This is a genomic window from Agrobacterium vitis (genome assembly GCF_014926405.1).
GTDB lineage: Bacteria > Pseudomonadota > Alphaproteobacteria > Rhizobiales > Rhizobiaceae > Allorhizobium > Allorhizobium vitis_H.
Map to the genome: position 1 here is coordinate 885,950 of NZ_JACXXJ020000005.1, position 21,208 is coordinate 907,157.

18 protein-coding genes and 1 other RNA gene are annotated in these 21,208 nt (G+C 58.8%); 17 read left to right on the forward strand and 2 right to left on the reverse strand.

What is annotated here, in order from left to right; translation table 11 throughout:
* Positions 1–173: 173 nt before the first annotated feature.
* From IEI95_RS15215 to murB, 17 genes are all read left to right on the forward strand, one after another.
* Complete coding sequence (locus tag IEI95_RS15215; RefSeq protein ID WP_015916518.1) at positions 174–911, forward strand: J domain-containing protein; 738 nt, start codon at positions 174–176, stop codon at positions 909–911.
* On the forward strand, positions 908–1,666 hold the full coding sequence (locus IEI95_RS15220) for an N-acetylmuramoyl-L-alanine amidase (RefSeq protein WP_156533489.1): 759 nt from the start codon (positions 908–910) through the stop codon (positions 1,664–1,666). Before IEI95_RS15215 ends, IEI95_RS15220 begins: the two co-directional genes overlap by 4 nt.
* Positions 1,667–1,961: 295 nt before the next feature.
* Positions 1,962–2,555 carry a lytic transglycosylase domain-containing protein gene (locus IEI95_RS15225; RefSeq protein WP_015916516.1) on the forward strand — a complete coding sequence of 198 codons (594 nt, stop codon included), beginning with the start codon at positions 1,962–1,964 and terminating at the stop codon, positions 2,553–2,555.
* A gap of 161 nt (positions 2,556–2,716) precedes the next feature.
* Positions 2,717–3,910: an NAD(P)/FAD-dependent oxidoreductase gene (locus IEI95_RS15230; RefSeq protein ID WP_156536893.1), complete on the forward strand. Its 1,194-nt coding sequence runs from the start codon at positions 2,717–2,719 to the stop codon at positions 3,908–3,910.
* Between the two features lie 50 nt (positions 3,911–3,960).
* An RNA gene (gene rnpB / locus IEI95_RS15235) (RNase P RNA component class A) lies at positions 3,961–4,360 on the forward strand.
* Positions 4,361–4,790: 430 nt separating this feature from the next.
* Positions 4,791–5,231, forward strand: a complete 441-nt coding sequence (gene mraZ, locus IEI95_RS15240; protein ID WP_071206506.1) for a division/cell wall cluster transcriptional repressor MraZ — start codon at positions 4,791–4,793, stop codon at positions 5,229–5,231.
* A 116-nt stretch (positions 5,232–5,347) separates the two neighbouring features.
* On the forward strand, positions 5,348–6,373 hold the full coding sequence (gene rsmH / locus IEI95_RS15245) for a 16S rRNA (cytosine(1402)-N(4))-methyltransferase RsmH (protein WP_087728693.1): 1,026 nt from the start codon (positions 5,348–5,350) through the stop codon (positions 6,371–6,373).
* A gap of 3 nt (positions 6,374–6,376) precedes the next feature.
* Positions 6,377–6,796: a cell division protein FtsL gene (gene ftsL, locus IEI95_RS15250; protein WP_015916512.1), complete on the forward strand. Its 420-nt coding sequence runs from the start codon at positions 6,377–6,379 to the stop codon at positions 6,794–6,796.
* Positions 6,796–8,544, forward strand: coding sequence for a peptidoglycan D,D-transpeptidase FtsI family protein (locus tag IEI95_RS15255; RefSeq protein WP_156533487.1), 1,749 nt, complete (start codon positions 6,796–6,798; stop codon positions 8,542–8,544). Before ftsL ends, IEI95_RS15255 begins: the two co-directional genes overlap by 1 nt.
* Before the next feature lie 64 nt (positions 8,545–8,608).
* Complete coding sequence (locus IEI95_RS15260; RefSeq protein ID WP_156533486.1) at positions 8,609–10,069, forward strand: UDP-N-acetylmuramoyl-L-alanyl-D-glutamate--2,6-diaminopimelate ligase; 1,461 nt, start codon at positions 8,609–8,611, stop codon at positions 10,067–10,069.
* The gene (locus IEI95_RS15265) at positions 10,066–11,499 is read left to right on the forward strand and encodes a UDP-N-acetylmuramoylalanyl-D-glutamyl-2,6-diaminopimelate--D-alanyl-D-alanine ligase (RefSeq protein WP_156536892.1); all 1,434 of its coding nucleotides are present in this window, start codon (positions 10,066–10,068) and stop codon (positions 11,497–11,499) included. Before IEI95_RS15260 ends, IEI95_RS15265 begins: the two co-directional genes overlap by 4 nt.
* A 51-nt stretch (positions 11,500–11,550) precedes the next feature.
* Positions 11,551–12,651, forward strand: a complete 1,101-nt coding sequence (gene mraY, locus IEI95_RS15270; RefSeq protein WP_060717637.1) for a phospho-N-acetylmuramoyl-pentapeptide-transferase — start codon at positions 11,551–11,553, stop codon at positions 12,649–12,651.
* Positions 12,652–12,658: 7 nt separating this feature from the next.
* Positions 12,659–14,074 carry a UDP-N-acetylmuramoyl-L-alanine--D-glutamate ligase gene (murD, locus tag IEI95_RS15275; RefSeq protein WP_156533484.1) on the forward strand — a complete coding sequence of 472 codons (1,416 nt, stop codon included), beginning with the start codon at positions 12,659–12,661 and terminating at the stop codon, positions 14,072–14,074.
* 1 nt (position 14,075) lies between these two features.
* Positions 14,076–15,230, forward strand: a complete 1,155-nt coding sequence (gene ftsW, locus IEI95_RS15280; RefSeq protein ID WP_015916506.1) for a putative lipid II flippase FtsW — start codon at positions 14,076–14,078, stop codon at positions 15,228–15,230.
* A gap of 18 nt (positions 15,231–15,248) precedes the next feature.
* Positions 15,249–16,370, forward strand: a complete 1,122-nt coding sequence (murG, locus tag IEI95_RS15285) for an undecaprenyldiphospho-muramoylpentapeptide beta-N-acetylglucosaminyltransferase (protein ID WP_156533483.1) — start codon at positions 15,249–15,251, stop codon at positions 16,368–16,370.
* Positions 16,367–17,782 carry a UDP-N-acetylmuramate--L-alanine ligase gene (murC, locus tag IEI95_RS15290; RefSeq protein WP_156533482.1) on the forward strand — a complete coding sequence of 472 codons (1,416 nt, stop codon included), beginning with the start codon at positions 16,367–16,369 and terminating at the stop codon, positions 17,780–17,782. Before murG ends, murC begins: the two co-directional genes overlap by 4 nt.
* Positions 17,779–18,753 carry a UDP-N-acetylmuramate dehydrogenase gene (gene murB, locus IEI95_RS15295; RefSeq protein WP_156533481.1) on the forward strand — a complete coding sequence of 325 codons (975 nt, stop codon included), beginning with the start codon at positions 17,779–17,781 and terminating at the stop codon, positions 18,751–18,753. The genes murC and murB overlap by 4 nt, the downstream gene beginning before the upstream one ends.
* A gap of 116 nt (positions 18,754–18,869) precedes the next feature.
* Here the strand turns inward: murB and IEI95_RS15300 are convergent, their stop codons facing one another.
* Entirely contained in the window at positions 18,870–20,174 is a 1,305-nt protein-coding gene (locus tag IEI95_RS15300; protein ID WP_156533480.1) for an MFS transporter, read from the reverse strand.
* 453 nt (positions 20,175–20,627) lie between these two features.
* Positions 20,628–21,089, reverse strand: a complete 462-nt coding sequence (locus tag IEI95_RS15305) for a hypothetical protein (protein ID WP_156533479.1) — start codon at positions 21,087–21,089, stop codon at positions 20,628–20,630.
* Between the last annotated feature and the right edge of the window lie 119 nt (positions 21,090–21,208).

Genomic DNA, 21,208 nt, shown 5'->3' on the forward strand with positions numbered 1-21,208 from the left:
TCAAATGGAAAGCCGTAAGCGGGAGGCTTGTGGAAAAGCTAGTATGCCAACGAAGACGTGAAGCATTCGCTGATTCTGCACTGCGGTAAAACCTGGAAAGTGAACAAAGTTTAACCCGAAACAGTGGGGTGCTTCTCTTGCATTTCAAGTGATAATTTGGTCAATCTGTCAAAATGATTTTCGATTTCGCCTGCCAACAATTATCGTCCCTCTGGGAGCGGCTGCTCGGCGCGGTCAGCGACGCGGCCGGCAATGCCTTGTCGTCGATTGTCGAAGCGATCCGTACCGTCTTTGAGGGTGATCCGGAAACGCGCAGGCGCGTGTCTTTTTCCGTGGCGATCATCGCGCTTTCGGCCAAGATGGCCAAGGCCGATGGCGTCGTGTCGCAGGCTGAGGTCAATGCGTTTCGCAGCATTTTCGATTTTCCGCCGGAAGAGGCCCGCAACGTCGCGCGCCTTTATAATCTCGCCAAGCAGGATATTGCCGGTTACGAAGCCTATGCTGAAAAGCTCGCCAATCTCTGCGGCTCGCGCACCAGAGGCTGCCCGGTGCTCGAAGAGATCGTCGATGCCCTGTTTCACATCGCCACGGCGGACGGGTTGATCCACGAGAAGGAATTGGCTTTTCTCTCCCGCATCGCCGAAATTTTCGAGATTGGTGAGGATCGGTTCGAACAGATTTCCGCCCGTCATCTCGCGCCCGACCAGGACCCCTACGGTATTCTCGGCGTGTCGCGCAGCGATGATTTTGGCACGATTCGCAAACGCTACCGGGCTCTGGCCTCCGAGCACCATCCCGACCGGCTGCATGCGCGTGGCCTGCCAGTGGAAATGCACGCTGCCGCCCATCAACGGATGGCCAGTTTCAACGCGGCCTATGCCGCGATTGAAAAGGAACGCCGGGCCGCATGACTGCATTCATCGCCGATTATCCAGACGCCGTGGTGGTGCCATCCCCGAATCACGGTGAGCGCATCGAATGCGCGGCCCCTGACACCATCATTCTGCATTATACCGGCATGCCGAGCGAAGAGGCAGCACTCTCGTGGCTCTGCACTGTGGAAAGCCAGGTTTCCAGCCATTATCTGGTGCGTGAAAACGGTGATGTCGTGCAGATGGTGCCGGAAAGCCGCCGAGCCTGGCATGCCGGCAAGAGTTTCTGGGCGGGCGCGACCGATATCAATTCCCGCTCAATTGGCATCGAGATTGCCAATGCCGGACATCCGTCTCTGCCGGATTATCCCGAAAAACAGGTGGATGCCGTCGCGCAATTGTGTCTTGATTGTGCAAGTCGCTGGTCCATCGCCCCGGAGCGGGTGCTGGCCCATTCCGATATTGCGCCTGTTCGCAAGGTCGATCCGGGCGAACATTTCCCCTGGGATCAGCTACACGCCCTGGGCGTAGGGCATTGGGTGGAACCAACCGCGATGACCGGAGGGCGCTTCTTCCAGAGAGGGGATAACGGCCAGCCGGTCGAGGCATTGCAATCCATGTTGTCTCTCTATGGATACCCTGTTGAAATCAATGGGGATTTTGATGCAGTGACCGAGGGTGTCGTCAGAAGTTTCCAGCTGCATTTCCGCCCCTCCAAGGTCGATGGCGTGGCCGATTATTCGACCATCGACACCCTGCATCGTCTGCTGGCGGCGTTGCCGCGTTTCAGCTGAGGATTGCGGGCTGTTGTCGTCCGCAGACGGCTTTCGGCAGGGTCGAAAATCACCTCTTTTTACCATGCCATAGGATTTCCTTATTGAGTCTGTCTAACAGCAGCCGTCGCAGCCATGGTATTCCTCGGCAGCGGTTGAGATGAACAGCGAATGTGATTTCCAAAATGGAAGTCTTTCGCAAATATCAACGATGAGGGCGATGAACATCGCTGTCCTTTGCTGGGCAGTGGACGGGTAAATAGTGCGCTTTGCTGGCATCCGTGTCCGCCCCTTTGTCTGGAGACTGACCTTTTTCATGAAAACTTCGCTTTTCGCTGCCGCGGCATGCATTGCCGTTTCTATGTCTGCCGTTTCCCAAGCCGAGGCGGCTGATGCCGGCAAGGGCTTGACCCTGATGGACATGTTGCGTGCCAATAAACAGCAAGCCGACCTCGCCAAGCCTCTGGAGAAAACCAGGCTCTCGAATAAAACCGGGACTGATGATCAGAAAGCCGATATGCAGGGGGCTGCTGGCAAGGCGCCCTATCATGCCCTGATCTCGTCCTATGCCAAGCAATATGGCGTGCCGGTGGAACTGGCCAGCGCCGTGGTGAAAATCGAAAGCGGCTTCAACCCGAAAGCGCGCGGCACGCATGGCGAAGTCGGCCTGATGCAGATCAAGCCCGCCACCGCCCGCGCCATGGGCTATACCGGTACTGTTGCCGGGCTTTACGACCCATCCACCAATCTCAAATACGGGATGAAATATCTCGCCATGGCCCACCAGCTTGGCGGTGGTGATACCTGCGGTGCCATCTTGCGCTACAATGCCGGCCACGGCGCGACACGCATGAACCCGGTTTCCAAGCAATATTGCGGTCAGGTGGAAGCTGCGCTGGAAAACAGCTGAAAAGTTGACAGCGTCCCTTCTACCACTCTTGTGGGGTGAGGCGACGTGGTGATCACGCAAGAACCGTCGTTTCTGCCGGTTCTTGCGTCAGATCAATCAAACCATGTGGCAAGTCTGATCGATAATGCTATCCAATTGGCAAATCATTTTGGACGAGCGGTATGACGGATCAGGTCTTTAAATATCTCATTATCGGACGCGGTATGATGGGTGCGGCGGCGGCGCGGCATCTGGCACTGCAAACGGATGGCGTGGCACTGGTCGGGCCGGATGAGCCCGCTGACAAGCAAAGCCACGAAGGCGTCTTTGCCAGCCATTACGACGAAGCGCGAATCACCCGTACCATCGATAGCGATCCTGTCTGGGCAAAGCTCGCTCATGCGTCGATTGCCCGCTATAGTGAAATCGAACAGCAGAGCGGCATCCGGTTTTACCACGAGGCTGGTTGCCTGATCGTCGGAACGAGCCCGGATGGTCATTCCGACTATGTCGCCAAGGCGGCGCGCGCTGCCGAAGGGCTCGGCGTTTCCACCCAGTCTTTCGACCATGCCGGTCTTGCCGAGCGTTTCAGTTATTTCCGGTTCGAGCCTGTTTCCATTGGGATTTATGAGGCGCATCACGCCGGCTACGTCAATCCGCGCCGTTTGGTGGAGGCCCAGTCGGAGCTGGCTGCTCGGGCGGGGGCATCTCTGATCAACGATGTGGTCATAGGCATTCGCGACGAGGGCGGCCATGCGGTGGTCACGACCGCAGGCGGCAAGGTGTTGAAAGCCGAAAAACTGTTGGTTGCAGCGGGCGGGTTTTCCATTGCCGACACGCTGTTGCCGCGCCGGATTGATCTGTCGGTTTATGCTCGAACTGTTACCTTTTTCGAAATCGCCGATCAGGATCTGCCCGCCTATCACGGCATGCCGTCGCTCATTCACGAGCCGTCCAATCCACGCGATCACATCTATCTGCTTCCACCAGTGCGCTACCCTGATGGTAAAACCTATCTCAAGATCGGCGGCGATCCCGATGATGTCAGGCTGAAGACCGAGCCCGAAATCCGCGCCTGGTTCAGGGGTGGCGGACGGGAAAGCGCACGCGATCATCTGGCGCGCATTTGCAGATCGCTGGTGCCGGGTGTTGCCCAGGCGCCGGTGTCGATGGCGCCCTGCGTGACCTCCTTTACGGGCAGTGGCTATCCGGCCATCGGGTTTAGCGACAGCCCACGCATCGCGGTGCTGACTGGCGGCTGCGGGGCGGCGGCGAAAAGCTCGGACGAAATTGGCCGGCTGGGTGCCGAGTTGATCCTGCGCGGCACGATTGTCCATGAGGAGTATGATGCAGATTTCACGCCTGTTTTCGTGTGAGCGCATGATTTCGGTGGCTTTCTCCAGATGTCTCCGTTAATCACGCCGAACCAGTCGGCCGGGCAGCCGCGCTTTACCAATGCCGAAAGGCGGTAGGGTGAGGAAAGTCCGGGCTCCACGGAAACACGGTGCCGGATAACGTCCGGCGAGGGCGACCTCAGGGAAAGTGCCACAGAAAGCAGACCGCCCCGTTTATCGGGGTAAGGGTGAAAGGGTGGGGTAAGAGCCCACCGCGTCGCTGGTGACAGGGACGGCATGGTAAACCCCACCGGGAGCAAGACCGAATAGGGATGACGCGGGTGCAACGCAAGTTGCGCTACAGCCGGTTTTCGGGCCAGTCATCCGGGTGGGTTGCGAGAGGCGGTGCGCAAGTATCGTCCCAGATGAATGGCTGCCACGTTCCGGGAAACCGGGGCCATACAGAACCCGGCTTACAGGCCGACTGGTATTTCCTGCCAAGGGCCGTGCGGAGGCCTTGCTTGAGGTTGAAAAACCATAAGCGCCGTTGCGCCCCTTTTTCCCTCTTTTGCTAATTTTCGTTTATTTTCATATTATTAGAAAGCATACTTGCGGATATGGGTGGCTTGCTTCCGTCAAGCCATAATAACCATTCATTAATCTTAACGGGTTATAAATTTCCGATGAAGTAGACTGGTTTGCCAACCCTAATCCCATTGACGCCCATGGTGTCCCATGTTATCCCATAAGTGCACTGCCGAGGGGCGGATAACAGCCCCGACATGCGAGACTGAGAAGCAGGCCTGGAGTGGCTATTTTTCCTGTTTCGTCCTAGCGGCAAGGGGCTTGTCGGCTCGGGTGTATCAATGGAAATGCGGGTGTGTGGACCGCGTTGATCGAAAAGGGGCGGCGGTAGCGCGTAATGAACCGCTTCTTGTCCAATGCGACGAACCGGATCGATACGAAGGGGCGGGTTTCCGTTCCGGCGGCGTTCCGTGCTGTTCTGGTGGAGCGGGGCATCCAGGAGCTTTATTGCTTCCAGGATTTCACCTTTCCGGCGATCAGTATCGGCGGGCCGGATCTGTTGGAGCGCTACGAACGGCAGATTGTCGGCGAGGATCCGTTTTCGCCGGTTGCCAACGAAATGTCGCTTCTCGTACATGGGGGCGGCGTTTTCATGCGCCTCGACAGCGAGGGGCGTCTTATGGTCACGGATTTTATCCGCGACTTTACGGGTATTGCGTCCGAAGTGACCTTTGTCGGTCGCTCGGATCATTTTCAAGTGTGGCAGCCGCAGGCGTTTCACGAGGCGCAGGCGGCGGCAAGAAAGGGACTCGGTCTGAAGAGGGCGGGTTCCAGTTAGAGCATTTCCAGGAAAAGTGGAAACCTGTTTTCCGTCCGGAAATGCGCAAATGCAATGATGTAGACTACCTCCCTTTTTCAAAGAAAAAGGGAGGTAGTCTAAGGCGGAGAAGCGGAATGGTGACGGATCTTGGCGGAGGGTATGCTGAAGCCGAAGGCGGACCGGTCCGTCACATTCCGGTTCTTCTCGAGCCTGTCATAGATGCCCTCGAGCCCTCTGCCGGTAAGGTCATCCTGGATGGCACGTTTGGGGCGGGTGGTTATACGTCAGCTATTCTCGATACTGGTGCCGATGTCATCGCGCTCGACCGTGATCCGAATGCGATTGCTGGCGGGCAAGCCATGGTTGCCGCTCGCGCCGGTCGTCTCACGCTTCATCATACCCGGTTTTCCACGCTGGATAATTTTGCCCCCGAAGGCGGGCTGGATGGCATCGTTCTCGATATCGGCGTCTCCTCCATGCAGATCGATGAGGCCGAGCGTGGGTTTTCCTTCCAGCGCAACGGGCCGCTCGATATGCGGATGTCCGGCACGGGTGTGTCTGCCGCCGATGTCGTCAACCGAGCCAAGGTTGGCGACCTCATCAGGATTTTCGGCTTTCTGGGCGAGGAAAAGCAATCCGGCCGCATTGCCCGCGCTATCGAAAAGCGCCGGGTCAATCATCCTTTCCAGACCACGCGCGATCTGGCGGGCATGATTGAGATCGTCACCCCACGCAAGGCGAAGGACAAGATCCATCCGGCGACGCGGGTGTTTCAGGCGCTGCGGGTTTTCGTCAATGACGAGCTTGGCGAATTGGCCGAGGCGCTGTTTGCCGCCGAGCGGGCCTTGAAGCCGGGCGGACGGCTGGTTGTCGTCACCTTTCATTCGCTTGAAGACCGTATCGTCAAGAAATTCTTCTCAGACCGTTCCGGCAAGGCCGCCGGTTCGCGGCATATGCCTATGGCGTTCGAGCGCCCGGCAACTTTTGAGCCGGTCGGTAAAGGAATGGTGACCGCGACAGAAGAGGAGGCCGAGATCAATCCTCGGGCCCGTTCTGCAAAACTACGTGCGGGCATCCGTACCGCGCATCCAGCCATGAAGGCCGATTTTTCCATTTTCGATTTGCCGGATCTCGCGGAAATCGAGCGATTGGGGGCCTGAGCCATGCTGCGAACCTTTGACATCGTGATGATCGGCGCCATGGCGGCAGCGGCCGCCGTAACGTACCAGATCAAGCACAATACCGATGAGAAAGTGCAGGATCTGAAGCGTATCGAAGCCGAGATCAAGCTGGAGAAGGATACGATCGAGCTTCTCCAGGCCGACTGGGCCTTGTTGACCCAGCCGAACCGCCTCGAAAAACTGGCCAATACTTTCGGTCAGGAGCTGAAGCTCCAGCAAACCGATCCCAACCAGTTGGCGCGGGCCAATGAATTGCCGATGTTGAAATCCCAGGTGCCTGTGGTACAGGCCCCGGCGGCAAAGACAGGCGGTCCCAAGATCGCCGATGGTATTAAGATTGTGAATGGTAAGCCGGTCCCCGTGCCGATGGATAAGGTCATAACCGGATCGGTGAAACGCTGATGACTTTTCTTTCCCGTATGATGCTCCTGAAAAGCCGGGCCCATTTCTCCACCGATGTGCGCCGTGGCGCTGTGCGCGGCAAGGGCCGCGCGTTCGAAGGCGCTGGCAAGCGCAAGGCCGATATGGCCAAGCGCCGCGTCGGCCTGTTGATCCTCGGTTTCACGCTGGTCTATGGCGTGATTGGCGGTCGGCTGGTGCAATACGGCTATGCCCATCCCGAAAGCACCTCCAGCATCATGCCGCCGGATCGGTTGATGGCGGCGCGTCCCGATATTCTCGATCGCAATGGCCAGGTTCTGGCCACCGATATCAGGACGGTGTCGCTGTTTGCAGAACCGCACAAGATTGTCGATGTCGATGAAGCCGTTGAAAAGCTGCAAACGGTGCTGGCCGACCTAGACAGCCGCGACACCTACAAGAAACTCTCGTCGAAATCGCATTTCCAGTGGCTTCGCCGTCAGTTGACGCCCAAGCAACAGAGCCAGATCCTGGCGCTGGGCATTCCCGGCATTGGTTTCCGGCCGGAAATTCGCCGTTTCTATCCCGGCGGTTCTACAGCGGCCCATATTGTTGGCTTCGTCAATATCGACAATCGCGGCATGGCCGGGATGGAAAAATATATCGACAACCAGGGCCTGGCGGATCTGGCCGATCTCGGCATGACCAGCAATGCGCCGCTGGAGCCGGTCAAGCTCTCCATCGACCTGCGCGTCCAGAATATCGTTCATGATGTGGTGGCCGCTGCCCAGGTGAATTTCAAGGCCAAGTCGGCTGGTGCCGTGGTGCTGGATGTTGAGACCGGCGAAGTGCTGGGCATGGCGTCCTACCCCGATTTCGATCCCAACAAGCCGGAGGAAGGTGCCAAGGAAGGCTGGTTGAACCGGATGTCGAACGGCACGTTCGAAATGGGCTCGACCTTCAAATCCTTCACGATGGCGATGGGCCTGGATACCGGTCGGGTAAAACTGAGCGACGTGTTCGATGCACGCTATCCGCTGAAGATCGGTGGATTTACCATTCACGACTTTCACGGCCAGAGCAAATTCCTGAGCGTTCCCGATATCTTCAAATATTCCTCCAATATCGGCACGGCAAAGATCATCGACGTGGTCGGCATTCCCGAACAGAAGGAATACCTGAACCGTCTCGGCCTTTTGACCAAGATGAAGACGGAATTGCCGGAAGTGAAAATGCCGTCTCAGCCAAGGGGTGAGTGGAAGAAAATCAGCTCGGTTACGATTTCCTTCGGCCACGGTGTCGCGACGACGCCGCTGCAGACGGCGGTCGCCGGTGCGGCGCTCATCAATGGCGGCAAGTTGATCCAGCCGACATTCCTGCCGCGCACTGTGGACCAGGCAAACGAGGTGGCAGAAGCCGTGCTGAAGCCATCCACCAGCGCCGATATGCGTTATCTCTTTGAATATAATGGCATTAACGGTTCCGGCCGTGGGGCGCGCGTCCCAGGTCTCGATGTCGGCGGCAAGACAGGCACTGCCGATAAGGTCGTTAATGGCCGTTATGACAGCAAGCTGAATTTCAACGCCTTTCTGGGTGCATTCCCGATGAGCAAGCCACGCTATGTGGTTCTGAGCTTTATCGACGAACCCTTGAGCGGCGAGGGCGGTGGTACGATTTCGGCCTTTACCGCTTTGCCGATCGTGCGCGACGTTATTCGCAGAACTGCCCCAATTCTCGGTGTAGAACCCAATTACGGACAGGTGGGCAATGATATGCTCGTCTCATATTGAGGACGATTGATTCGCCGTTGCCGCAGGGCTCTGCTCCTGCTGCGCGGCAGGGGACAGGTAGACGATGAAATTGCGAGATCTCGCCAGCGGCGATTTTGGGGATCTGACCGGACCATTGGATGGGCCGGTCGGCGACGTTGAGATCACCGGAATAACCGCCGACAGCCGCAAGGTTGAACCCGGCATGCTGTTCGTGGCTTTGCAGGGCGTTAAGGCTGATGGTGCGGGTTTCGTTGCCGATGCGGTAGTGCGGGGCGCGGCTGCCGTGCTCTCCGGTTCTCATCTGGATATTGCCGTTCCGGCTCTGGTCACCGACCAGCCACGCCATGCGCTGGCGCTTCTTGCTGCCCGCTTCTATCCCGGCCAACCTGACATCATGGTGGCGGTAACCGGCACGGCTGGCAAGACATCGGTTGCCTCGTTCACCCGCCAGATTTGGGCATATGCCGGACTTGCCAGTGCGCAGATCGGCACGACCGGGGTGATTTCCCCAACCCGCAGCGATTACGGTTCGCTGACCACGCCCGATCCGGTCGCCCTGCACCAATTGCTGGCAGACCTTGCGCAAGAGGGCGTGACCCACGCGGCCATGGAAGCCTCCAGCCACGGTCTCGACCAGAGTCGGCTGGACGGCGTGCGGCTTGCCGCTGCCGCCTTTACCAATCTTGGCCGCGACCATATGGATTATCATCCAACCGTTGCCGATTACATGGCCGCCAAGATGCGCCTGTTCGACACCCTGCTGCCCAAAGGGTCTCCGGCGGTGATCTTTGCCGATGACGAATGGTCGGCGGAAGCAATCCGGGTGGCAAGGCAGGCGGGTCATGATGTCCGCACCGTTGGCCGGGCCGGGGATTTCCTCAGCCTGAAACGGGTCGAGCATTTTCGCCACAAGCAGATTGCCGAGATTCATCATCAAGGGGCGATTTATGAGGTTGATCTGCCGCTGGCGGGGGATTTCCAGATTGCCAATGCGCTGGTGTCCGCCGGTCTTGCCATTTCGACCGGCGTCGAGGCTTCGGTCGCCCTTAAAGCACTGGAAAAGCTGCAAGGTGCTTCGGGCCGCCTTGAGCTGGTCGGGCAGGCGAAAAGCGGCGCGCTCGCCTATGTCGATTATGCCCACAAGCCGGATGCTTTGGAAAAGGTGCTGACGTCGGTCAGGCCCTTTACCAGCGGCAGAATTATCGTGGTGTTTGGCTGCGGCGGCGACCGCGACAAGGGCAAGCGGCCGATCATGGGCGAGATCGCCGACCGGCTGGCCGATATCGTCATCGTCACCGATGACAATCCACGCTCGGAAGTGGCTGCCACCATTCGCGGTGAGGTGATGGCAGCGACACCGAAAGGCATCGAGATCGGGGACCGCGCCCAGGCAATTCGCGCCGCTGTGGCAATGCTGGCGACTGGCGATACGCTGATTGTTGCAGGCAAGGGCCATGAAGAAGGTCAGATTGTCGGGGCGCAGACGCTACCCTTTTCCGACCACGCCGAAATCCGCAAAGCCATGGAGGAGTTTCACCCTTGACCTTGCTCTGGACCATCGAAGATCTGGTTGCGGCCATGACCGGACGACCGGTTGGCACCATGCCACCGGGCATTACCGGCATTTCCATTGACAGCCGCAGCATCCAGCCCGGAGAAGCCTTCTTCGCCATCAAGGGCGACCGGGTGGACGGGCATGATTATGCCAGTATTGCCGTGGCCAATGGTGCGGCGCTGATGGTGGTCAATGAGGCCAAACTGCCCGCGCTTGGCCGGTTGACCGTGCCGATGATCGTCGTTGACGATGTGTTGCAGGCGTTGGGAAGGCTGGCCATCGCCGCCCGCTTGCGATCCCGTGCCAAGATTGTTGCTGTGACCGGTTCGGTCGGTAAAACGACGACCAAGGAAATGCTGCGTCAGGTGCTGGCGCCGTCTGGCGAAGTGCATGCGGCTGTCGCTTCCTTCAACAATCACTGGGGCGTGCCGCTGACGCTGGCGCGGATGCCCGCCACTGCGCAATACGGTGTGTTCGAGATCGGCATGAATCATTCCGGCGAAATCACCCCGCTGGTGCAGATGGTGCGCCCGCATCTGGCTGTTATCACCACCATTGCGCCTGCCCATCTCGGCAATTTCACCAGTGTCGATGAGATCGCCGATGCCAAGGCGGAAATCTTTTCCGGTGTCGCCGCCAATGGCGGCGTGCTTTTGAACCACGACAATCCCTATTTCGAATATCTGGAACACAAGGCGCAGGAAGCGGGCATCACCCATATCCATTCCTTCGGTCAGCATGCCAAGGCGGAATTCCGGCTGGCGGAATTTGATGGCGCTGCCGAAAGCTCGACCGCCTGGGCGATCATCGACGGTGAGACCCGTGAAGTGGTGATTGCCGCGCCGGGCCGCCATATCGCAGAAAACGCCATGGCGGCGCTGGGCGCTGCCCGTCTTCTGGGTGCCGATCTGGATGGTGCGGTCGATGCATTGAGCAGACTGTCACCGGTCAAGGGCCGGGGTGAGCGCCATCGGCTGCGCTGCGCCTCCGGTCTCTTCACGCTGATTGATGAAAGCTATAACGCCAATCCGGCTTCCATGCGCGCCGCCATTGCTGTCCTGGCCGCCGCCCAGCCGCGTGGTGAGGGCCGACGCATCGCCGTGCTTGGCGATATGCTGGAAATGGGCGAGTTTTCCGAGGAATTGCACGGAGATCTGGCAGGGCCGCTGCTGGCTGCCGGGATCGAGCATGTCTGGCTGGCCGGACCCGCCATGGCAGCACTGCGGGCGCAATTGCCGGAGATCGTTTCGGTTGCGTCTTTCGACACCGCTGAAGATCTGGCCGCTTTTGCCGTTGCCTCGGTTCACGGTGGCGATGTGGTGATGGTCAAGTCGTCACTGGGCATCGGTTTTGGCAAGATTGTCGCGGCTCTGCTTGACAACTATCCCCCATTGGACGACACCCGCCGCCCAGAATAGGCTAATGCCAGACCCGCGTCGCGGGCTGGATAGATGTTAGAAAGTGCCTTTATGCTGATTTGGCTTGTTGAACTCGCAAACCACGTACAATTTTTCAACCTGTTCCGGTACATCACCTTCCGGACCGGGGCGGCGATGTTCACGGCAGCCTTGATCGTCTTCCTGTTCGGGCCGAAGATCATCGCCTCTCTCAAAGTGCGCCAGGGCAAGGGCCAGCCGATCCGCGCCGATGGGCCGCAAACTCATTTCAAGAAGTCCGGTACGCCAACCATGGGCGGGCTGATGATTCTGGCCGGTATTGTCGGCTCCTCACTGCTCTGGGCTGATCTGTCCAATGTCTATGTGGTGGCAACACTGCTGGTGACGCTGGGTTTTGGTGCCATCGGTTTTTACGACGATTACCTGAAGGTCACCAAACAATCGGACAAGGGGTTTTCCGGCAAGGCGCGGCTGGCCATCGAGTTTCTGATTGCCGGTATCGCGGTATTCTTCATGATGGAAGCGGCAAAGATTTCCGCGCCGCAAGGCCCGCATCTGGCGACCTCCATCGCGTTTCCGTTCTTCAAGGATGCGCTGCTCAATGTCGGTTATTTCTTCATCGTGTTTGGCGGCTTCGTCATCGTCAGCGCCGGGAATGCCGTCAACCTGACGGACGGGCTGGACGGTTTGGCCATCGTGCCTGTGATGATCGCCTCGGCGGCCTTCGGGCTGATTGCCTATCTCGCCGGTAACGCGGTGTTCTCAGGATATTTGCAGATCAATTTCGTGCCGGGTACCGGCGAACTGGCCGTCATTCTCGGCGCGGTCATCGGGGCCGGACTTGGCTTCCTGTGGTTCAATGCGCCGCCAGCGGCAATTTTCATGGGCGATACCGGTTCACTGGCTTTGGGCGGGTTGATCGGCACGGTGGCGGTGGCCACCAAGCACGAGATCGTCATGGTAATCATTGGCGGGCTGTTCGTGATGGAAACCCTGTCGGTCATCATCCAGGTGTTCTGGTACAAGCGCACCAAGAAGCGTGTGTTTCTGATGGCACCGATCCATCATCATTTCGAAAAGAAGGGCTGGACGGAAAGCCAGGTCGTCATCCGGTTCTGGATCATTGCTGTCGGCCTTGCCATGCTGGGCCTTGCCACGCTGAAGCTGCGGTGAGGGCGCGATGATTCCGGTTACCAGCTTTTCCGATCGCAGCGTCGCCCTGTTCGGGCTTGGCGGCTCCGGCCTCGCCACGGCTCGCGCCCTGGTGGCTGGTGGGGCAGCGGTGACGGTCTGGGATGACAATCCTGATAGTGTCGAGAAGGCGCGGGCAGAAGGGCTGGAGGCGCGGGATCTGCGCCAGATTGACTGGAGCGGGCTTTCCGCTTTTGTCTTGTCGCCGGGCGTGCCGCTGACCCATCCGAAATCGCATTGGACGGTGGAACTGTCAAAGGCAGCAGGCGTCGAGATCATCGGCGATATCGAGCTTTTCGTGCGCGAGCGGCAGGGGAAAGCCCCGGATTGCCCGTTCATCGCCATTACCGGCACCAATGGCAAATCGACCACCACGGCGCTGATTGGCCATATTCTGCGCCACAACGGCTATGATGTGCAGATCGGCGGCAATATCGGCACGGCGGTGCTAACCCTGGAGCCGCCCGCACCTGATCGTTATTATGTGGTGGAATGCTCATCCTACCAAATCGATCTTGCGCCGGGCATTGACCCGACGGCAGGCATTCTTCTCAACCTCACCCCCGACCATCTCGACCGCCACGGCAGCATGAAGAATTATGCGGCGGTGAAGGAGCGGCTGGTCTCAGGCAGCGGTGTGGCGATCATCGGCGTCGATGACGACTATTGCCTTGAGATCGCCAAGCGTTTGGAAGAGGCGGGCAAAGAGGTCGTGCGGATTTCCAAGGGCCAGCCTTTGACCGACGGCCTTTATAATGACGGCCAGCGGATTGTGCGTGGCTCTGGTGGAGCCGCCGAGGTGATCGCCGACCTGAACGGGATAGCCACGCTGCGTGGCAGCCACAATGCCCAGAACGCGGCAGCCGCCATCGCCGCTTGCCTGACGGTCGGTTTATCGAAAGAGCAAATCCAGGCTGGCTTGTCCTCCTTTGCAGGGTTGAAGCACCGGATGCAGCCGGTTGGGCGGCGGGGGCATGTGGTGTTCGTCAATGACAGCAAGGCGACCAATGCCGAGGCGTCAGCACCGGCCTTGTCCAGTTACGAGCGGATCTATTGGATTGCTGGTGGCCTGCCCAAGCAAGGCGGGATTGCCAGCCTTTCACCGCTGTTTGCGCGCATTGCCAAGGCCTATCTGATCGGCGAGGCGGCGTCCGGCTTTGCCGCCACGCTTGGCAATGCCGTTCCTTACGAGATTTCCGGCACGCTGGACCGGGCGCTTGCCCATGCCAGCGCCGATGCGCAAGGTGATATGAATGGCGGCGAAGTTGCGGTGATGCTCTCCCCGGCTTGCGCAAGCTTCGACCAGTACAAGAATTTTGAAGTCAGGGGCGAAGCCTTCGTTTCGCTGGTAGCCGGGCTTGACGATGTGACGATGCTGATCCAACAGGCTTCAGGAGAGACATGACATGGTAAGCCGTGCAGAACGTGGAGCTTTGGCGGATTGGTTCTGGACCATCGACCGGCTCTTTCTGGTAACATTCATCGTGCTTCTCGGCATTGGCTTCATGCTGTCCTTTGCCGCATCGCCGGCGGTGGCCGAGCGCATCGGGCTGGACAGCTTCCATTTCGTGCGCCGTCAGGCCGCCTTTACCATTCCCTGCCTTGCGACCATGGTCGGCCTGTCCTTCCTGTCTCCCCGGCAGGTGCGCCGCGCCGCTGTCCTCATCCTGCTTGCCTCGATCGCCCTCATGATCCTGGCGCTGTTCTTCGGGCCGGAGGTCAAGGGCGCGCATCGCTGGATCAATTTCGGCAGCCTGTCGATCCAGCCTTCGGAATTCATGAAGCCCGCCTTCGTGGTGGTTTGCGCCTGGCTGTTCGCCGAACATGCCCGCCAGCCGGATATTCCGGGCAATTTCTTTGCTATCTTGCTGTTCATGGTCGTCGTGGCGCTGTTGATGGTCCAGCCGGATTTCGGCCAGACCATCCTGACGTCCGTGGTGTGGAGCGGCATGTTCTTCATGGCGGGCGTGCCGTGGATCTTCATCATCGTGCTGGCCTTGGTCGGTGGAGCCGGTTCGACAATTGCCTATTATACCATGCCGCACGTGGCTGGCCGTATCGACCGCTTCCTGACCGGCGAGGGCGATACGTTTCAGGTGGATACGGCGCGTGAGGCGATTATTCGCGGCAACTGGTTTGGGGTCGGGCCGGGCGAAGGCATCGTCAAGCGGATCATTCCCGATGCCCATACCGACTTCATCTTTTCGGTGGCTGCCGAGGAATTCGGCATCATTTTCTGCCTGCTGCTGGTGTCGATCTTCGCCTTTCTGGTCATTCGCGGTCTCGGCCATGCCTTTCGTGAACGCAATGACTTCAATCGGTTCGCGGTGGCTGGCCTGATCCTGCAAATCGGTGTGCAGTCGATGATCAATATCGGCGTTAACCTGGAGCTTCTGCCCGCCAAGGGCATGACGCTGCCCTTGATCTCCTATGGTGGGTCTTCCATGGTGGCGATCGGAGTGACAGCGGGCTTCATTCTGGCGCTGACGCGCCACCGGCCGGAAAAGCGCTCGCAGGAGCGACGCTTGTTCAGGTCGGTCCAGGGTGTTCCAGCAGAATAGGGGCCAGCGGAGTAAATCATGACCAAAGGTCTCATTCTTCTTGCCGCCGGGGGAACCGGCGGCCATTTGTTTCCCGCAGAAGCGCTGGCTCACGAGCTGAGAGCCAGAGGCTATAGCGTGCATCTGGTGACCGATAGCCGCGCCGAACGCTATGCAGGCAAGTTTCCAGCCGACGCCATCCATGTCGTGCCGTCGGCCACCATCGGCTCTAAAAATCCTGTTGCCATTGCGAAAGCGCTGCTGACCTTGTGGCGCGGTTATCGTGCCGCTCGCACCCTGATCGCAGGCTTGAAGCCTCAAGTGGTGATCGGGTTTGGCGGCTATCCGACCATCCCGCCCTTGCTGGCGGCCCGCGCTCTTGGCGTTGCCACTGTTATCCATGAGCAGAATGCTGTGATGGGGCGGGCCAACCGGTTTCTGGCGCCCAGGGTCAAGGCCATTGCCGGTGGCTTCTTGCCAGCGGGCGGCGCCTATGCCGACAAGACCGTGGTGACTGGCAATCCGGTGCGGCCTGCCGTGCTGGCTGCCTCCGAGACGGATTATCAGCCGTCCGGCGATGGCGATCCATTCGAGCTTGTGGTGTTTGGCGGCAGCCAGGGCGCCCAGCATTTTTCCAATGCCGTGCCGAGCGCCATCTGCATTCTGGACGATGTGTTGCGGGCGCGCCTGCGGGTGACGCAGCAGGCACGGCCGGAAGATGCCGACCGGGTGAAGGCGCTTTATGAGAAGTTGAAGGTTCCCGCGTCGGTCTCGCCGTTCTTCGGCGATATGGCCGAACGGATCGCCACATCGCAAATGGTGATTTCCCGCTCCGGCGCGTCTACCGTATCGGAGCTTGGCGTGATTGGTCGCCCTGCGGTCCTGGTCCCCTATCCCTATGCGCTGGATCACGATCAGGCCGCCAATGCGGCAGCGATTTCCGGTCAGGGCGGTGCGGTTGTCGTGCCGCAATCGGATCTGACGCCGGAAAAACTGTCGGCACTGTTGAAGGACTGGATGACCAGCCCGGCCAAGCTGGCCCAAATGGCGGCCTCGGCGCGAAGTGCGGGACAACCGCAGGCAGCAGGCTTGCTTGCTGATCTGGTTCAGACTATTGCCGAAGGCAAGGACGTGAAGACTATGAAGGACGTGAAAGCATGAAAATGCCGAAGAGCATCGGTCTGGTGCATTTCATCGGGATCGGCGGGATCGGCATGAGCGGCATTGCCGAAGTGCTGCACAATCTCGGCCATCGGGTACAGGGATCGGACCAGGCTGAAAGCGCCAATGTGCAGCGCCTGCGCGCCAAGGGCATCGAGGTTTTCGTCGGTCACAAGCCGGAAAACCTTGGCGATGCCGAGGTCATTGTCGTTTCCACCGCCATCAAGAAAGACAATCCAGAACTGGTGGCCGCCCGTGAAAAGCTGCTGCCGGTGGTGCGTCGCGCCGAAATGCTGGCCGAGCTGATGCGGTTCCGCAATGCCATCGCCATCGGCGGCACCCATGGCAAGACGACGACCACGTCTATGGTGGCGGCGCTGCTAGAGGCGGGCCAGCTCGATCCGACTGTGATCAATGGCGGCATCATCAATGCCTATGGCACCAATGCCCGCATGGGCGAGGGTGAGTGGATGGTGGTCGAGGCCGACGAATCGGATGGCACCTTCCTGAAACTGCCAGCCGATGTGGCTGTCGTCACCAATATCGACCCTGAGCATCTGGACCATTACGGCAATTTTGACGCCGTGCGCGCCGCGTTTCGGCAGTTCGTCGAGAATGTGCCGTTCTACGGTTTTGGGGTCATGTGCCTTGATCACCCCGAAGTGCAGGCGCTGGTTGGCCGGATCGAGGACCGTAAGGTCGTGACCTATGGTGAAAACCCGCAGGCCGATGTGCGGTTTTCCAATGTGCGCAATGAAGGCACCAAGTCGATTTTCGATGTGGAAATCCGCCGTCGCCGCACGGGCCGGGTTTTCAGCTTCAAAGACCTGACCCTGCCGATGCCGGGCCGCCACAATATTTCCAATGCCTGCGCGGCCATTGCGGTGGCCAACCGGCTGGATATTTCCGAGGAAGCAATCCGCAAGGGCCTGTCCACCTTCGGTGGCGTCAAGCGCCGCTTCACTTTGACCGGCACCTGGAATGGTGTGCAGGTGTTTGACGATTACGGCCATCATCCGGTGGAAATCAAGGCCGTGCTGAAGGCGGCCCGCGAGAGCTGCAAGGGCAGGATCATCGCCGTGCATCAGCCGCATCGCTTCTCGCGCCTGTCGAGTCTATTCGAGGATTTCGCCAATTGCTTCAACGATGCCGATAGTATTCTGTTGTCGCCGGTCTATGCTGCGGGAGAAGATCCCATCGAGGGCATCGATTCTGAGGCGCTGGTATCGCGCATCCGGTCGGGCGGTCATCGGGATGTGCGCTATCTGGCCTCGCCGGATCAGCTGGCCGGAATTATTTCGACCATTGCACAGCCGGGTGATTTTGTGGTCCTGTTGGGGGCTGGAAATATTACACAATGGGCAGCGGCGCTGCCTTCAGAATTGCAAGCGCTTTCGGGAAAATCGGAATGAAACAGGTGGATGGGGAAAAGCTGCTGGCCCGCTTGGGGCCGGGTGTGGATGCGCTGCGGGGACGGTTGACGCCGGACGCGCCGATGGACCGGGTCACCTGGTTTCAGGCGGGCGGTTTGGCGGAACTGATGTTCCAGCCGCATGACAGGGACGATCTGGTCACCTTCCTGAAACTGCTGCCCGATGATGTGCCGCTGACCGTGGTCGGTGTCGGCTCCAATCTTTTGGTGCGCGATGGCGGCATTCCCGGCGTGGTGATCCGTCTGTCAGCCAAGGGGTTCGGCGGACTGGAGCTGGAAGGCGAAAACCGCATCCGCGCTGGTGCCATTTGCCCGGACAAGCATATCGCCGCCATGGCGATGGACAATAACATCGGTGGTTTCGCGTTTTATTATGGCATTCCTGGCTCGATTGGCGGTGCGCTCAGAATGAATGCCGGTGCCAATGGCGGCGAGACGGCTGAGAGGGTGGTTGAGGTCGAGGCCGTGGATCGCCAAGGCAATCTGCATGTGCTGTCAAAGGCTGACATGGGCTATGGCTACCGTCACTCCTCAGCGCCGGAAGGGTTGATCTTCATCAGCGGTCTGTTTGAAGGCTTCCCGCAGGAGAAATCGGCGATCCGGGCTGAAATGGACGCCGTGCGCCAGCACCGCGAAACCGTGCAGCCGGTCAAGGAAAAGACCGGTGGCTCGACCTTCAAAAATCCGGAAGGCCATTCCGCCTGGGAATTGATCGATGAAGTTGGCGGACGCGGTCTGATGATAGGCGGCGCACAAATGTCGTCGCTGCATTGCAATTTCATGATCAATGTCGGCCATGCCACGGCCTATGATCTTGAATATCTGGGCGAGACAATCCGTGGTCAGGTATTCGAACAGTCTGGCGTCAAGCTGCAATGGGAAATCAAGCGTCTCGGCCTGTTCATGCCCGGCAGCGAAGTGAAGCCGTTCATGGGCGTGACAAGCGAATAAACCAAACGGCTAATTCATAAAAAACGCCGCCAGGTGAATCACTTGGCGGCGTTTTTTATTGTTCAGAATCTGATTCAACTTTGCATTCGATGCCCGGCAAGCCGGGCATCGACACCTTAAACTTCACCTTTACGCGAGGCGAGAATGCAGACCAGCGTGATCACGGCGGCAAGGCCGAGATAGTAGCCGACATAGGCCATGCCGTAATTGGCCTGGAGCCAGGTGGCCGCATAGGGTGCCAGCGACGCGCCGACAATGCCTGCGAAGTTGAAGGTCAGCGAAGCGCCGGTATAGCGAACATTGGTCGGGAAGGGGGCCGACAGGGCAGCCCCGATCAGCGCGTAGGTCATGCCCATCAAGGCCATGGAGCCTGCGGCGAAGATTGCCACGCCTGTCTCACCTGCGGTCAGTAGAACCGGCAGTAGGAAGGAGAAACCGGCGATCATTACGGTAATGCCGATCAGTGCCTTGCGGCGACCGATCTTGTCGCCGACTTTGGCTGTCAGCGGAATGAAGATGCCGAACACCACCGAACTCATGATCTGGATTTCCAGAGCGTCGAGGAAGGGGATCTGCAAGACCTTGATATTGTAGGACAGCAGCCAGGCCGTACCGATGTAGAACAGCACGAACGTCACCAGCGCCACGAAAGTGCCAAGGAACAGGCTGCGCTTGTACTTCCCAAAGATCTCGGCGACCGGCACGGCCACCCGCTCATGGGCGTCCATGGCTTTCTGAAAGGCTGGTGTTTCTGAGATCGAGAAACGCACCCAGAGACCGATGACGATCAGCAGGGTTGAGGCCAGGAATGGAACGCGCCAGCCCCAGGCCATGAGGTCGTCCTTGGAAATCACATGCAGCAGCAGCCAGAAAATGCCCGAGGACAGGAACAAGCCAACCGGCGCGCCAAGCTGCGGGAACATCGCATACCAGTTGCGCTTGCCTTCCGGGGCGTTTTCGGTGGCCAGCAATACGGCTCCACCCCATTCACCGCCAAGGCCAAAGCCCTGGCCGAACCGGCACAGCGCCAGCAGCAACGGCGCAAACACGCCGATCTGTCCGTAAGTCGGCAGAAGGCCGATCACCACGGTGGAAATGCCCATGGTCAGCAGAGCTGCCACCAGCGTCGTCTTGCGACCAATACGGTCACCGAAATGGCCGAACACCACAGCGCCCAGCGGACGGGCGAAAAACGCGATGGAGAAGGTTGCAAACGAGGCCAGGAGAGCCGTCATCGGATCGCTGTTGGGGAAAAACAGCGCCGGGAAAACCAGCACGGCCGCCGTTGCATAGACGTAGAAATCAAAGAATTCGATTGTGGTGCCGACCAGGCTTGCCGTCAGGACTCGTGCAGGGGAATTCAATGCAACAGGTGCCAGCGGCTCGGCGGACGGCGATACGGTGCGTATCGCATCAGTCATGATGATGGGGTCCAATTTGAGTTCAATGGTGGTTTTTCGCAATCGTGCCGTACGTTCAAAGAGTATGCGGCACTTGTCGTTAGTGGTTGGCTTTACGCATTTGCATGGGCAATTTCAACTGGTTCTGCTTATTTCGGCGCTATAAGCGGTGTTTTCCTGGTCAATCCTCATGCGAGGAACACCGCTTGAAAATCATCCGAAACCATCAGGATGACCGATCTGCTCATCTCTGTGTGCCTTTAGACGAACGAAGTTTAGATTGACTTTTATCATTGTTGTTGTTTATAAAATATTTATATAATTGCTATGTCGACAAGTGCAACCTGTGGGATTTGTTGACTTAATCGCTCCGATATTTTCCCGTCATCAATGATAGGATTTAGTCATTAATGACAGGATTTATTCGGTGCGGCTTCCGGAGTGGATTTATGAGACGTTTTCTGTTTGTCTGTTCTATGGTGCTGATGGCGGGACAAGCCATCGCGCAAATGCCGCCGCCGCCACCAGGCCCAGGTCCTGTGCCACCGGGTCCGGGCGCAATGCCGCCACCGCCATCCTGTGTCGCTCCGCCGCCTCGCCGCGGTATGCCGCCCCTGGTTTGCCCGGTCCGCAGGCCACTGCCGCCTGGCGCGCCTTGTAGCTGCCGGCTTCCCGATGGTCGGCGAGTTCCAGGCGTTGTGGAACCCTGATACGGATGTGCGGCTTCGCATCGAACGTATTAAGTTGCGTTTCGATATTGGGCTGCTCGTCTGTTTCCAAGCCTTGATGAAGCGTTGACCCTCTTCGGGTTGACGTGATCGATGAATTTGAAGCCGTGCTGTATAGGGTTCTCATTGTTCCCTCGGCACGGCTTTTTGTTATTCCGGCCATCATGTCGCTGCCGGTACCCAGTGTGCTGTCTCTGTTCTCACCCATCGGCATGGCCTGCTTCACTGAGGGCCTGCGCCTTCCGTTCTGGGGCCGCACCCATCGGGTGCCTTCGATAACTCCCAGAAAAACAAAAGTAATTTTTGCCCGTTAACACCTGTAAACGG